Origin of the sequence: Streptomyces sp. NPDC001843, assembly GCF_042891955.1 — a bacterium.
Lineage (GTDB): Bacteria > Actinomycetota > Actinomycetes > Streptomycetales > Streptomycetaceae > Streptomyces.
On record NZ_JBIATQ010000009.1, the window covers coordinates 153,965 to 167,751 of the forward strand.

General features: G+C 72.4%; 13 protein-coding genes and 1 tRNA gene. 4 read left to right on the forward strand and 10 right to left on the reverse strand.

Annotated elements, in window-relative coordinates:
• The first annotated feature begins 65 nt into the window (after positions 1-65).
• Both glpR and ACFYZQ_RS23285 read left to right on the forward strand, forming a co-directional pair.
• The gene (gene glpR, locus ACFYZQ_RS23280; protein WP_389150807.1) at positions 66-1,265 is read left to right on the forward strand and encodes a gephyrin-like molybdotransferase receptor GlpR; all 1,200 of its coding nucleotides are present in this window, start codon (positions 66-68) and stop codon (positions 1,263-1,265) included.
• A 74-nt stretch (positions 1,266-1,339) separates the two neighbouring features.
• Positions 1,340-1,413 (forward strand) — tRNA-Ala (locus tag ACFYZQ_RS23285).
• Between the two features lie 185 nt (positions 1,414-1,598).
• On the opposite strand, the gene ACFYZQ_RS23290 is transcribed toward ACFYZQ_RS23285, so the two are convergent.
• The 10 genes from ACFYZQ_RS23290 to ACFYZQ_RS23335 form a co-directional block, all read right to left on the reverse strand.
• A complete protein-coding gene (locus ACFYZQ_RS23290) occupies positions 1,599-2,009 on the reverse strand; it encodes a hypothetical protein (protein ID WP_389150810.1) in 411 nt (136 codons plus the stop codon).
• 83 nt (positions 2,010-2,092) lie between these two features.
• On the reverse strand, positions 2,093-3,352 hold the full coding sequence (locus ACFYZQ_RS23295) for a hypothetical protein (protein ID WP_389150813.1): 1,260 nt from the start codon (positions 3,350-3,352) through the stop codon (positions 2,093-2,095).
• A 34-nt stretch (positions 3,353-3,386) separates the two neighbouring features.
• Positions 3,387-4,187, reverse strand: a complete 801-nt coding sequence (locus ACFYZQ_RS23300) for an IclR family transcriptional regulator (RefSeq protein WP_389150816.1) — start codon at positions 4,185-4,187, stop codon at positions 3,387-3,389.
• Positions 4,184-4,912 (reverse strand): MBL fold metallo-hydrolase, encoded by a 729-nt coding sequence (locus ACFYZQ_RS23305; RefSeq protein ID WP_389150819.1) that lies wholly within the window; start codon positions 4,910-4,912, stop codon positions 4,184-4,186. Before ACFYZQ_RS23305 ends, ACFYZQ_RS23300 begins: the two co-directional genes overlap by 4 nt.
• Positions 4,903-6,033 (reverse strand): M20 family metallopeptidase, encoded by a 1,131-nt coding sequence (locus ACFYZQ_RS23310; protein ID WP_389150822.1) that lies wholly within the window; start codon positions 6,031-6,033, stop codon positions 4,903-4,905. Before ACFYZQ_RS23310 ends, ACFYZQ_RS23305 begins: the two co-directional genes overlap by 10 nt.
• Positions 6,030-6,977, reverse strand: a complete 948-nt coding sequence (locus ACFYZQ_RS23315) for an ABC transporter permease (RefSeq protein WP_389150825.1) — start codon at positions 6,975-6,977, stop codon at positions 6,030-6,032. Before ACFYZQ_RS23315 ends, ACFYZQ_RS23310 begins: the two co-directional genes overlap by 4 nt.
• Positions 6,974-7,927: an ABC transporter permease gene (locus tag ACFYZQ_RS23320; RefSeq protein WP_389150827.1), complete on the reverse strand. Its 954-nt coding sequence runs from the start codon at positions 7,925-7,927 to the stop codon at positions 6,974-6,976. The genes ACFYZQ_RS23315 and ACFYZQ_RS23320 overlap by 4 nt, the downstream gene beginning before the upstream one ends.
• Complete coding sequence (locus tag ACFYZQ_RS23325; protein WP_389150830.1) at positions 7,920-9,485, reverse strand: sugar ABC transporter ATP-binding protein; 1,566 nt, start codon at positions 9,483-9,485, stop codon at positions 7,920-7,922. The genes ACFYZQ_RS23320 and ACFYZQ_RS23325 overlap by 8 nt, the downstream gene beginning before the upstream one ends.
• 16 nt (positions 9,486-9,501) lie before the next feature.
• Complete coding sequence (locus tag ACFYZQ_RS23330; RefSeq protein ID WP_389150832.1) at positions 9,502-10,569, reverse strand: ABC transporter substrate-binding protein; 1,068 nt, start codon at positions 10,567-10,569, stop codon at positions 9,502-9,504.
• A 347-nt stretch (positions 10,570-10,916) separates the two neighbouring features.
• On the reverse strand, positions 10,917-12,263 hold the full coding sequence (locus tag ACFYZQ_RS23335; protein WP_389150835.1) for a helix-turn-helix domain-containing protein: 1,347 nt from the start codon (positions 12,261-12,263) through the stop codon (positions 10,917-10,919).
• A gap of 214 nt (positions 12,264-12,477) precedes the next feature.
• On the opposite strand from ACFYZQ_RS23335, the gene ACFYZQ_RS23340 reads away from it, so the two are divergent.
• Both ACFYZQ_RS23340 and ACFYZQ_RS23345 read left to right on the forward strand, forming a co-directional pair.
• A complete protein-coding gene (locus tag ACFYZQ_RS23340; protein ID WP_389150838.1) occupies positions 12,478-13,098 on the forward strand; it encodes a hypothetical protein in 621 nt (206 codons plus the stop codon).
• Between the two features lie 103 nt (positions 13,099-13,201).
• Positions 13,202-13,666: a hypothetical protein gene (locus tag ACFYZQ_RS23345; protein ID WP_389150841.1), complete on the forward strand. Its 465-nt coding sequence runs from the start codon at positions 13,202-13,204 to the stop codon at positions 13,664-13,666.
• Positions 13,667-13,787 lie beyond the last annotated feature (121 nt).

Genomic DNA, 13,787 nt, shown 5'->3' on the forward strand with positions numbered 1-13,787 from the left:
CAGATCGTGCGACACACCGGCCGAATTGGCAGATGGCCTCATGCAAACCCCTCTACCGTGTGAGCGTGAGCAGCAGCGGCCTCATCTACGCAGTCATCGTCGGGGCCTGGGCCGCCTACTTGGTGCCCATGTGGCTCCGTAGGCAGGACGAGCTGAATGAGGCCCGTCCGACGGAACGCTTCAGCACTGCCATCCGGCTGCTGTCCGGACGGGCGGGGATGGAGCGTCGGTACGCCAGGGACCTGCGGGCGCGCTCCGCCCAAGAGGGGGAGCGTGACGTCGACGCCCCGGACGCCGTCACCGACTCGGTGGACGTCCGGGCCTTCGCCGTGTCCCCGACCCGCCGGGAGGCGCGGGCGGAGACCGGACCGGAGGCCCCGGAACACGCGGAACCGGCGCGCGACCGGAAGGGCGGCACGCCCGCACCCGAGTCCACCGCGGAACCCGCGCCCACGCCCCAGCGGGAGCCGGCCGCACGGCGTGCCCCCTCCAAGGAGGCGGCCGCGGCGCGCGCCAGGCGCACGAAGGTACTCGCACGCCGTCGCCGTACCACCGTGATGCTCTTCGTGGCCTTCACCTGCGGCGCGGTCGTCGCCGCCGTCGGCGGACTCGCGTTCCTGTGGGCCCCTGCCGTGCCCGCCGCCATGCTCAGCGCGTACATCGTCTACCTGCGGGCCCAGGAACGCCGTCGCTTCGCCTACCAGATGGACCGGCGGCAGGCCGAGGTCGCGGCGCAGCGGCTGCGCGAGCGCCAGCCCCGCCGCCGCCCGCCCCTGGAAGCGGGTGTGGGCGCCCCCGAGCCGGACGAGGGCCCCGAGGCGGAGACCGACCCCGGGGAGTCCGCGCTCGCCGCCGACCGCCGCGCCCTCGTCGAGCAGACCGATCACGCCGAGTGGGTCGACCAGCAGCGCGAGCGCCGCCGCCGGCCCGGGCACGGGGACAGCTGGGACCCGGTGCCGGTACCGCTGCCGACCTACGTGACCGCGCCGGTCGCACCCCGGGCCACCTCCGACGTGGATCTCACGGCGCCCGACACCTGGAGCTCCGCGCGGTCCGGCCCGGCGACCCCGGAGCACGAGGCGCAGACCGCCGCGCACGAGCCGGAGTCGGGCGAGCCCGAGGCCACCGCCGAGGACAGACCGGCCGACGACGGCCGCACCGACGCCCGCCGCGCCGCCTCCGCCCGCCGCGCCCGCGAGCGCGGACGCACCCCGCTCTTCGACCAGTACGAGGACGGCGACCGGCCGCGCGCGGCCAACGAGTGAAGCCCGGCCCTGACCAGTCAGGGAACGGATTTCCAAGCACCCCGACGGGGATGCTAGAGTTTCACTCGTTGCAAGGGCCTGTGGCGCAGTCCGGTAGCGCACCTCGTTCGCATCGAGGGGGCCAGGGGTTCAAATCCCCTCAGGTCCACGCAGCTCGAAGCCCCGGTCGGGATATCCCGACCGGGGCTTCGACATGCCGTGCAGCCGCGAAGCACAGCAACTACTTCGGATCAACTCCCGCTCCTCCTGCCTGCGCGGCTCCCCACCGCTGCCCCGTACGCACGAAACCGCCGCCCACGAGAAGTGAGCGGCGGCTCCGTGAACCGGCCAAGGTCAGTACCAGGCAGTGCAGATGGTCCGGTGACCGCTGGTGTCACCACATGCCCGCACCTTGTGCGGCGAGCCGTCGAACAGCAGGTTGTTCTGCGGCGTCTGCGTCGACCTCGACGAGTCGGTCGTGTACTGGCGGGCGGTCCAACTGCTCCCGCCGTTGATCGAGTCGTCCAGCCACACCCGCGCCCTGGAGGCACTGGCGCTGCCGGAGATGATCCCCTTGGCGTAGTCGTGCCCGTCAGGGCACCGCCAGATCTGAAGGATGACCGTGTCCCCGCTGCCCGAGGCCGTCCTCTGCGTCGAGTACCTGCAGTCCCCGTCGCCGTACGCGCTCGCCGTACCGCTGGTGGCCACCACGCCGCCGACGGCCACGGCGAAGGCAATGGCGATTTTGCCGACCGTCTTCTTCATTCGTGCCCCGTTCCTTCGTCACGCCGCGCAGCGTGAACCCCTCGGGTCGAGTGAGGAGTTGCGCCCGATTCTAGCCTCCAAGATCATCGGTCTCCCCCGGCCGCTTTGAGGGCCGTGGGGATGCGGTCCAGCACAGTGAAGGGGAACAGGCCGTAGTGGTAGAAGTCCACCGCGCCGGCACCGCCCCGACCGGTGGCCGCCGCCGTCTTCTCGGCGAGGTGCTCGGCTGAGTCGGTGTCGGGCGCTCCCGGGCGCAGTACCGCGCGCAGGGCGCAGGCATCCGGCAGGACGGCCCGGTAGGCGGCGGTGTCGGAGGCGATCCGGGCGGGGTCGCGGGCGTAGGCGAGCACTCCGTAGCCGGGCACGACCGCGCCGACGGCCGCCGGGTCGACGCCGGTCAGCCAGGCCTCATGGGCGGCGGGCAGGCCGGTGGGCAGGCCGTCGGCGTACCCCTTGACCGCGCCGGTCAGGTCGAGGAAGACCAACTGGGAGCCCTCCGCCGCCACCGCCTCGGCCACGGTCGCGGCGAGCGAGGTGACCGTGGCCCCCCGGGTACGGGCGTACTCGGCGACCGGCTCGGGCAGGTCCTCGGGGGCGAGGGCGCAGGGCCGCGGTTCGGCGCCGTCGAGCACCCGGCCGACCGCACGCTCCGCCGCGGCGCGGGCAGCGGCGGCGTCCACTCCGGCGATATCGGCGCGCTGCGTGCAGGACGCGCAGAAGCACAGGCCCAGCAGGAACTGCTCCAGCGGGCCGAGGGGGACGAAGCTGCGCTCGTGGTGGTAGCCGTGGCCGAAGGTGCCGTAGTGCAGGGACTCGGCGACCACCGCGTCCACGCCGAGGCGCGCCACCGAACGGGCGAGGGCCACGGCGTACGCCCTTACCTCGGGGTGGGCGGGGCACAGGTCGGCCGGAGCGGCCCGGTCGCCGAAGCAGTTCTCCTGGGTGACCTCGGGGTGGGCGAGGCCGAGGGTGGTGTTGTGCAGGAAGACGGTCCAGCCGTGCAGGGCGGCTCCGCGTTCGGCCGTACGACGTCGCACCGTGCGCAACGGCTCGTGCTCGGCGCCCGTCTGCACCGGCGGGGTCAGACGCAGGCCGTCGAACAGCTCGGCGGGCGGGGGGAAGTGGACGCCGTCCCGGCGCAGGGTGACCCGGGCGGGGCCGTGCGGGGTGACGTCGCGGGCGCGGTGGTAGGCGGCGGCGACGGTGAGGGTGTCGCAGCCGTAGTCACCGAGGACGCGGTCGAGGACCGCGTCGGTGCCCTCGGCGCGCAGATCCTCCACGAAGGTGTAGACGGACGAGGTGAAGGCGGGGACGGCCGAGGCGTCCACGGCTGAGGCTTCCACGGTTGACGCTTCCAATCCGGGGCTCCTGCCCTGTTCAGTGACCGTTGTCCCGGGCCCGGGAGGAGCCGAGGACGTGGGAGATCTCCAGGCCGGCGCGGACGACCATGGGGCCGACCTCGCGGACCCGGGCAGGGGTCATCCGGGTGGTGAGGCCGGAGACGCTGAGCGCCCCGATCGCCTGGTCGGTGTGGTCGAAGACGGGCGCGGCCACGCAGCGCACCTCGCACTCGTTCTCCCGGTCGTCGATGGCGTAGCCGAGTCGCCGCACCCGGCCGAGTTCGGCGCGCAGCCGCTCCGGGTCGGTGCAGGTGTGCTCGGTGACCGGCGGCATGCCGGCGGCCACCACGATCCGGAACGCCTCCTCGCCCAGCCAGGCGAGGATGGCCTTGCCGACGGCGGTGCGGTAGGCGGGGACGCGGCTGCCGACGCGGGAGGCCATGCGGACGTTGGTCTCGTTCTCGACCTTGTCGATGTAGACGACGTCCGGCGGTTCGTAGACGACCAGGTGGCAGGTCTCACCCACCGCTTGCTGGAGCAGCCGCAGCGGTTCGGCGGCGACGGTCCGCATGTCGAGGGACGACAGGTACGCCTGGCCGAGGCGGAGGGTGCCGTGGCCGAGACGGAACCAGCCGGTCTCGCGGTCGCGGACCAGCAGGTCGGCCTCCATGAGCGGGGTGGCCAGGCGCAGCACCGTGCTCTTGTTGATGCCGAGGTCGTCCGCGATCCGCGTCAGCGACATGCCCCGGCCGGTGCCGGCGTGGTCGCGGACGTACTCGAGGACGGTCAGGGCGCGGCGCAGTGACGAGGACTGGTTGCGGTGGGCCGGTGCGGTCATGTCGTACTCCTCGGCAGCAGGCCACGGGCGACGGTGTCCCGGGCGGCGGCCAGATGGCGCCCCGCCCGGGCGAGTGAGATCTCGTGGTGGCCGGGGAAGAGCGCGTCGATGTCGAGCGCTGCCAGCAGGGTCAGACTGGCCGCGTAGGCGGGCACGCGGCAGTCGTGCAGATTCTGCAGGGAGATCCGGCCTCCGGAGAAGACGCAGTCCCCGGAAAAGAGCGCCTGGTAGCCGGGGGTGCGCAGGTGGTAGCAGAGGTGGCCGTCGGCGTGGCCGGGGGTGGCGACGGCCCTTACGACGACTTCGCCGCCGAGGTCGATCTCCGCGCCGTCCTCCAGGGGCTCGACGCGGGGGCAGGGCGGGAAGGCGTAGTCGGCCGGATAGACGCCGGCTGCTCTGCCCTTGTCCACGCTGAGGGCCGTCTCGTCTCCCGCGGCGATCCACTCCGCGGCCGGGGCCCCTGCCAGCACCCGCAGCCCGGGCAGCCGCTCGGCGAGGGCGGCGGCCCCACCCGCGTGATCGGCGTGGCCGTGGGTGAGCAGGAGGTGGCCGGGCTCGGTGCCGGCATTGCGGAGGACGGCGTCGGCCGACCGGCCGGACCCGGCGTCGATCAGCACGCTGCGGAGGCTGCCGCGGACCAGGTAGACGTGGCAGTCCAGCGGGTCGGTGAGGTCGAAACCGGCGGCACCGCTGGCGACGAGGGTGACGTGTTCTGTCAGACGCACGGCGGCTCACCCAGCCCTCGCACGGCCGCCTGCACGATCCGCGCCGCCAGCTCCACGTCCGCCAGCGCCACCGACTCGGCCGCCGAGTGCGCGTCCGTCACCGAACCGGGACCGAAGACCACCGACGGGATTCCGGCGCGGGCGAGCTTGCTCGCGTCCGTGCCGAACGGCATGCCCTGAGCTTCCGCTGGGCGGTCGTGCCTGGCGAGGGCGCGGCACAGGGCGGTGACGACCGGGCTGTCGGGTGGGGTGTCCAGGGCCGGGTCGACCGTGAACGGCGAGTCCAGTTCGGCGCCCAGTGAGGCGAGTTCGGCCCGGTCCTTCCGCCAGACCGTGTCCGGGTCCTCGCCGGGGAGGGTGCGGCGGTCGACGTCCAGTTCACAGGTGCCGGGGACGGTGTTGGGGCCGGTGCCGCCGCGGATGCGGGTGACCGTGCGGGTGGCCGGGCCGAGCAGCGGGTGCGGGGCGGTGGCGGGCGGTGTGGTGGTCAGGTGGGCGATGACCGGGGACATCAGCGCGATCGCGTTGACGGCCTCCTCGGGGCGCGAGCTGTGCCCGGCTCGCCCCCTGGTTCGCACGGTGTAGCGGACGACGCCCTTGTGGGCGATGGCCGGGATCAGCCCGGTGGGCTCGCCGACGATCGCACCGGCCATCGGGCGGTCCCCCAGCCACTCCAGCAGGCGCAGCACGCCCCGGTAGGCGTGCTCCTCGTCGCAGACCCCGGCGAGCACGACGGTGTGCGGCGGCGGCTCCCCGTGGGCGAGTTGGGCTGTGGCCAGCAGGAACGCGGCCAGCGGCCCCTTGGCGTCGCAGGCGCCCCGGCCGTACAGCCGGCCGTCCCGGACCACGCCCTCGTGCGGCGGCACCGTCATGCCGTCCGTTTCCACGGTGTCGAGGTGGGACTCCAGCAGCACCGCCGCCGGGTCCCGCCCGGGCACGACGGCCACGACGTTGCACCGGCCCGGCAGCACCTCGTGCAGCTCGGCGCGAACGCCGTGCCGGCCGAGCCAGTCCCGTACGTACTCGGCGACCGCCCTCTCGCCCCCGTCGCCCGCGCCGGAACGGGGGTTGACGCTGGGAATCCGTACCAGACCGGTCAGCAGGGACGCCGCCCCGGTCATGTCCGCCGCTCCCTCGCGTAGACCAGCAGCAGACCGATGATGAGGACCCCCAGCACGACCTGTCGTACGCCCTCCGAGAGGTTCCAGGACGTCAGGAGGGCGGTGAGCAGGGTGAGCAGCAGGGCCCCGCCGACCGTGCCCAGCAGGTGGCCCCGCCCGCCGAGGATGGAGGTGCCGCCGAGCACCACCGAGGCGATGGACAGCAGCTGGTAGGGGTTGCCCATGGTCAGCGAGCTGGTGCCGGTGAAGCCGAGCAGGACCAGGCCGGAGACCCCGGCGAGCAGCGCGCAGGAGACGTACGCGGTGAACGCCGTCACCGCGAGCGGCACCCCGGAGGCGCGGGCGGCGCTCTCGCCCGCGCCGAGCGCGAAGGCGTAGCGCCCCGTGCGGGACAGGTGCAGCAGCCAGAACGCGACGGCGGTGACGGCGAGCCAGAGGACGAACGCCCAGGGGACGCCCAGCAGACGGCCGTTGGCGAGGGAGTCCAGCAGCGGCAGCTGAGCCGAGCTGGGCGAGCCGTCCGTGTACACGAGCAGGGCGCCGGACAGGATCGTGCCGGTGGCCAGCGTCATCACCATCGGCGGCACCCGCAGCCACACCACGCCCGCCGCGTTCACGGCGCCCACCAGTGCGCTCAGCGCCAGCGCCACCGTGATCGCCGTGGCGGCGCCGCCGGTGCCGGAGGCGACCTTGGCGCACACCACCGCCGACAGCGCCACCACGCCCGACACCGACAGGTCGATACCGCTCATCATGACGACCAGGGTCTGTCCGACGGCGACGATGCCGAGGAACGACGCCGTCTGCACCAGGTAGCGGAAGCTGGCGACGCTGTCGAAGCCGTCGGCGAACAGGACCGCCGCGAGCCAGGTGACCGCGAGCACGGCGAACGCCCAGGCGGCGCGGCTGCCGCGCAGCACGGCCAGTGCTTCGGTGCCGCTCATACGGCCGCCTCCCTCGTGAGGTACGTCTTCAGGGTCAGCGCCCCGATGAGGATCACGCCCTGCAGGATGAGCTGGTAGAAGGGCGAGATCCCGGTGAACAGCAGCAGGTTGGTCAGCAGGCCGATCACCAGCGCGCCCAGCACCGTGCCGCGCATCCGGCCGACCCCGCCGAAGAAGCTGATGCCGCCGAGCACACAGGCGGCGATGGAGTTGAGCGTGTACGGCGTGCCGATCGTCGGGTCCGCCGAGCCGGTCTGGACGGCGAGACCGATGCCGGCGAGGCCCGCGAAGGCACCCGCGAGCGCGTAGCCGCCGATCTTCACGCTTCGGGTGTGCAGACCGCTGGCGTAGGCGCCGTGTTCGTTGCCGCCGACGGCGTAGAGCGCGAGGCCGTGGCGGGTGGTGCGCAGCAGCTTCCAGGCGGCGAGGACGAGGGCGACGGCCACCGCGGGCAGGGCGACGCCGTTCCAGCCGTTGTTGTACGCGTTCACCAGCCCGCCGGGGACATGTCCGCCGGGCTGCGGCAGGACGACGAGGGTGACGCCGCTCCACAGGAAGGAGGCGGCGAGCGTGACGACGATCGGCGGCAGTCCGGCGTACGCGACCAGCGTGCCGTTGACGGCTCCGGCCGCGAGGGCGACGCACAGGGCGAGCACCGTCGCCGTCACCACGCCGCCCGCGCCGTGGGCGTCGTACGTGGCGAACACGGCCATGGCGAGGCCGAGTACGGCGCCGAGCGACAGGTCGATGCCGCCGAGGAGCATCACGGTGGTCTGCCCGCCGGCCGCCAGGACCAGCGGCAGGAACTGGGCGGAGAGGATGGTGACGGAGGCGGGGGTCAGCAGGCTGGGGTCGTAGTGCTGGTAGGCGACGAGGAGGACCAGCAGCAGGGCGGCCAGGCCCAGGAGATCGGGGTTGGCGCGGGTCGCGGCCGTGATGCGCTCACGCATGGGCCACGCTCCCGGCCTCGGCCTCGGGAGGCGTGCGGGGCGCGGGGATCGCGTCCGTGGCGGCGGTGCCCATCACGGACGCCCGTACCAGGTGCTCCTCCGTCAGGGCGGCGCCCGTGAGGTGGTCGACGACCCTGCCCTCGTACAGGACCGCCACCTCGTCGCACAGGCCGACCAGTTCCATGGTGTCTCCGGAGGTGACCAGGACCGCCAGGCCGTCGTCGGCCAGGCGGCGCAGCAGATGGTAGATCTCGCGCTTGGTGCCGATGTCGATGCCCCGGGTCGGTTCGGCGAGCAGCAGCACGCGCGGCTCGGTGGGCAGCCACTTGGCGAGCGCCACCTTCTGCTGGTTGCCGCCGGACAGCCGGCGGGCCTCCTGCGCGGGAGAGGCCGCCTTGATGCGCAACCGGTCCGTAAGGTCGGCGACCAGCCGGGACTCGGCGGTGCGCGAGACGGTGGTGAGGCGGTTCGCCGGGGCGAGGCTGCGCAGGCTGGGCAGGGCGAGGTTGGCGCGGACACTGCGCGCGGTGTGGACGCCTTCCGTCTTGCGGTCCTCGGGGACGTAGGCGATGCGGTGCCGGATCGCGTCGCGGGGTGTGGACAGCCTTACCGGTCGCCCGTCGAGCGTGATCCGGCCGGTGTGCCGGGCCAGGCCGAACAGGGCGCGCAGCACCTCGCGCTGGCCCTGGCCCTGCAGTCCGCCGAGTCCGGTGATGCGGCCGGGCACCAGGTCGAGGCCGACCGAGGCACAGGCACCGGGGACCGTCAGCTCCCTGGCCTGAAGCAGGGGCGGACCGGGTTCCGTGGCGGCCTTGGGCGGGAACAGGGCCGACAGCTCCCGGCCCACCATCAGCCGTACGACGTCGTCGTGGCCGGTCTCCTCCCGTGCCCGGGTCGCCGTCACGGCGCCGTCCTTCAGGACGGTCAACCGGTCGCTGACGGCGAACAGTTCGGCCATGCGGTGGCTCACGAAGATCACTGAGCCACCGCGGTCGCGCAGTTCGCGTACGACCCGGAAGACGGCGCCGACCTGGTCCTCGTCCAGTGCCGACGTGGCCTCGTCGAGGATCAGCAGGCGGGGCTCGCCCGCCAGCGCCTTGGCCAGTTCGACCAGTTGCTGGCGGCCGAGCGGAAGCCGTCCGGTCCGGGTACGGGGGTCGACGTCCAGGCCGACCCGTTCGAGGAGCGGCCGGGCCCTCGCCATGAGGTCGCGGGCCCGCACCAAGCCGCCGCGGCTGGGCCAGGCGCCGAGGAAGACGTTCTCCGCGACGCTCTGGTGCGGGTTGAGGCTCAGCTCCTGGTGGACGGAGCCGATCCCGGCGGCCCGGGCGCGGTGGGGAGACCACGCCCGGGATACGGGGGCGCCGTCGAAGACGACGCGGCCGGAGTCGGGTGCGAGGAGCCCGGTGACGAGGGAGAGCACGGTGGACTTTCCGGCCCCGTTCTCGCCGACGAGCGCCAGCACCTCGCCGGGCTCGACGGTGAGGCTCACCTCGTTGAGCACCTGGTTGCCCGCGAACGACTTCGACACCTGTTCCACGCTCAGCAGCGGCGTCATGGTCACCTGTGTCCGCTCACTTGCCGATGAGCTTGTCGATGTCGGACTGCGGAATGTCCTTGATCGGGTACGAGTCGTCCGGCTGGTCCGTCTTCACGTACTCGTCGAGGTTGTTGTCGGTGATCTCGGGCAGCGGGACGGTGATGTCCTGCGGCACGGACACGCCCTCGCGCTGGGCGACGGCCGCCTCCAGGGCGATGACCGACAGGTAGTTGGGCTGGGCGGTGGCGAGGGAGGAGAAACCTTTCTTCTGCTTGGCCTTCCACATCTTCAGGAAGCCGTTGTAGTTCTCGCCGGTGACGGGGACGAGCTTCTTGTCCTGCTTCACCAGCGTCTGCAGCGCGGCGGCCGACAGGGCACCGCCCTGTGAGAACACGCCGTCGATGCCGGGGTGGGCGGAGTAGGCGGAGGCGAAGGCCTGGGCGGCGGGGGCGAGGTTGTACTCGCTGTGCACATTGCTGACGATCTTGATGCCGGGATACTTCTTGAAGACCGTCGCGGCTCCGGACCAGCGGTCCTCGCTGACGGCGACGCCGGCCGGGCCGTTCATGGCGATGATGCTGCCCTTGCCGTGCAGCTTCTTGGCCAGCCAGGTGGCCATCATCGCGCCCCAGGCCTTCTGGTCGGTACCCACTCTGATGACCTTGGTGCTGGTGGGCAGCGAGTCGAAGGCGACGACGGTGATGCCCGCGGCTTCGGCCTGTTCCAGCGCCGGGTTCAGGGCCGTGGAGGAGCCGGCGTCGACGAGGATGACGTCGTACTTCTGCTGGATCATGGCGCGGATCTGCGAGATCTGCTGCGAGGTGTCGCCGTTGGCGTTGAACGTCTTGAACGACGACACCTTGCCCGCGGTCTTCAGCTTGTCGACGTCGGTCTGCAGCATCTTCAGGGTCTGCTGCATCCAGGACGGGGTCAGGTAGATGGTGGACCAGCCGACCTTGAGGTCCTTGGCCTGCGCCGGGGAAGCACTCTGCCCGCTCTTCGCGGTGGTGCTGCCGGACTGGACGTCGCAGGCGCTGACGCCGATCAGCGCGCACACGGTCGTCGCCGCGGCCACGACACCACGTACGGAACGTGCGTTCATCGAAACTCCTCGAATCCCTCGAAGCGGTGGGTTGGGGAGGGGGGAGTGGCGGGTCCGCGCGCGGGAACGTCGGTGTTCCCGGTGGTGGGGGGCGCTTCGCCCGGTGGGGACCGGTCTGTTGAGACGGGAACGTAAGAGGTCGGCGTGGCCGTGCACCACGTCTGCACCACAGAATTTCGCATTGCACAACACGCCCGCTCCGAGAGCATGCCCGAGCGGTCGGCGGAGCGGGATGAAAAGGGGGCGGGGCCCGGCCCTACCGCTGTGGCGGCCGGGTGCCGTCCGGCTCGGCGGCGGGTGCCGTCAGCCCCCGGCCGACGACGGGGCGAACGTCGTCCGATGGGGCACTAGTTGCCGTAGGGCACCCATTGGCGCTCGCCGGAGTCCTTCGTGCCGTACCAGTAGCGTGGCGTTCCCTTGATGCCGCTGGTGTGGAACGGGCGGCCGTGGTCGTCGATGCGGATCGTGCCGGTGCGGCCCCGGGAGGACCAGTCGAGCTCGAGGTACCAGCGGGCGTCGTAGGCCTGGGTCGTCGCGTCGACCAGCAGCACTTCGGGGTCCTCGGCGGAGACGCGGTACGGGAAGTGCACGGCCGGGATGGTGTGTTCGCTGTCGGCGCCGTCCTTCGGGCGGGCGCTGGGGCGGTCGGCGTCGAGGTCCACGGTGAATCTGCGGGGTGTGAGTTCACCGCCGCAGCCCTGGTCCATGGCGTACGCGTTGCCGGCGGCCGGGTTGCCGCGGCTGACGACGCGGACCCGGAGCGCTTTGAGGACGACGGCCGTGGACGACCGGCCCTGCACCGAGATCTGCACCATCGTCTGCCGCCCGTGCACCGCCCCCTGCGTCGCCGCCCACGCTGCGGCGTCCTGCTGCACCGGGGGCGGGGGGACCTGCGCGGGCGGCCTGTCGATGACGTAGTCGTGGCCGCAGCCCATGTCCCAGACCTGGGAGTCGGCGCTCCAGGTGACGGGCAGGCCGCCGGCCGGTTCAGCGGCGCCGGTGGGGGCCGGACCCGGGGCGGACGGAACGGAGGCCTTGTTCTTCTTGCTCTTCTTGTTCTTCACGCGGGGTAAGGACGAGCTCCGCTCGTCGGTGGGGGAGGGGCTCGCGGACGGTTTCGGCTTCGACGAGTGATGGGGCGTCGGGGGAGCGGTCGTCCACGGGCCGGAGGAGACGTGCGCGCCGGACACGGCCGGGGAGCGGTCGGCCGACCGCTCCGGCAGAACCGACAGGCCGACCGCGGCCGCGAGCAGCGCGCAGGCGGCAGCGGTGGAGACCAAGGGCCGTCGTCGGCGGTACCAGGGGCGGGGAGCCGGGGCGGGGGAGGGCGCGGGCTCTGTTGCGCCCTGCGGCGCTGCGACTACCTGCACGGTGCCGGGCGCTTCGTCCACCGGCTGCTCACCCGCCGTGGCCCCCGTACGCACCCGCTGCCGCTGCGCCACCGCGAGCAGCCACAGCCGGTGCAGTTCGAGTCGTTCCTCCGGCGTCGCCTCGCAGAAGGCCGCCAGCCGTTCCACGGGGGCGAAGTCCTGGGGCACGGCCTCCCCCGCGCAGTAACGGTGGAGCGTGGAGGTGTTCATGCTGACGCGCCGGGCCAGGGAGTCGTAGCTCCGGTCCGTACGGTCCTTCAACCGCCGCAGCAGCTCCGCGAACTGCTCGACGTCGCCCCGAGCCGACACCCGTTCCCCCGTCATCCACCGACTCCCGCATCCCAGGCACTCGTATACCTGCACGTCAGCAGGGCTGGGATGGTTCCACCGTCGCCGAACGGGCGCCGAGCGTTGCGCCGGGCTCCCCTGACGGCCGATGCTCTTGGTGTCGCACCGACCAGGGCCGGACCGGCCAACCGGCGTCGCCGCGGTATCCGACACCCATGCACTCATCTGCACTCATCCACGGGGGACAGCCATGCCCAAGCGCACCCGAGCAGGCGCGCTCATCGCACTCACCGCCGCAGGTCTCGCCTTCGGCACCGCGCTCGCCGCACCGGCGAACGCCGCCACGAAGACACCCGGTTTCCTCGCGGCCAAGGACCTCCCGCCGCACCCCTCCTCGTCCTGGACGGCCGGCAAGGTCACCGCGGGCCTGCCGGAGGCGGTGGAACTGGACCGCTGTCTGGGCATGGTGCTCGACGACGACCGGGACACCTGGCACCGCGACTTCCGGACCGACCTCGACACGAGCGCCCGCCAGGTCAGCGTCGAGTCGTCGAGCGTCAGCGCGGCCAAGGGCCGGGTCTCACGGCTGAACCAGGACATCGAGTCCTGCGCGGCACGGACCGAGAAGGCCGACCCGGACCTCGAGGTCACGTTCAAGGACTACGGCACGCTGCCCGTGGAGGAGGGCGCCCATCTCTACGGCCTGCACACCGAGGCCTCCTGGGGCGCGAGCGACATCCGTCTCCTCGCGGTCGGACGGGACGGCAGGACCGTGACGGTCGTCGACTGGGGCCAGATGGGCGGCTTCCAGGACACGCCGGTGAAGGCCTTCAAGAAGACCGTCACCACGGCCGTGAACAAGCTCCACTGACCAAAGCTCCACTGACCGCACGACCAGGGACGCCCTCCCGCCACGGGGGTCGGGAGGGCGGCCCACCGACCATCACCGCACACATCGGAAACGGGGAACACACATGAACAGCAAGACCCGCACCGCCCTGACCGCCGGCGTCCTCGCTGTCGCCCTCGGCCTCGGCGTCACCGCCCAGGCGGCCTCCGCCGGCACCCCGCGCAGCGTCAGCGGCAAGACGAACGACAACATCACCCGCATCGCCGACTTCTACGGCGCCTACATCGACGCGGTGTTCGACGAGGACAGCGGCAACCTCGGAACCGCCCTGCGCAACCACTACCTCACCCCCGGCTTCCAGAAGGAACTGAAGGCCTGGGAGGAGAAGGAGCACGCCAACGGCGTCCTGCGCGCCCAGAACGTCCCGCTGGCCTGGAAGGTCACCGAGAGCGGCACCACCCGGAGCTACACGGAGGCCGTCGTCACCTTCACCTGGGGCATGAGCCGCCCCTCCAAGGTGGTCGTGGACATGACCCGCGACAGCCACAAGATCTTCCACATCGGGGAGAAGGGCATCGGCGGGAAGTAGGGGAAGCAGCGGCCACACGCCGGCCGCAGCCGCCGTGAACATCTGGAACGGCCGCCGCGCGACGCCGAGTCGCTTTCGCGCGGCGGCCGTTGCAGCAGTTGTGCAACCCCGGCACGGACTC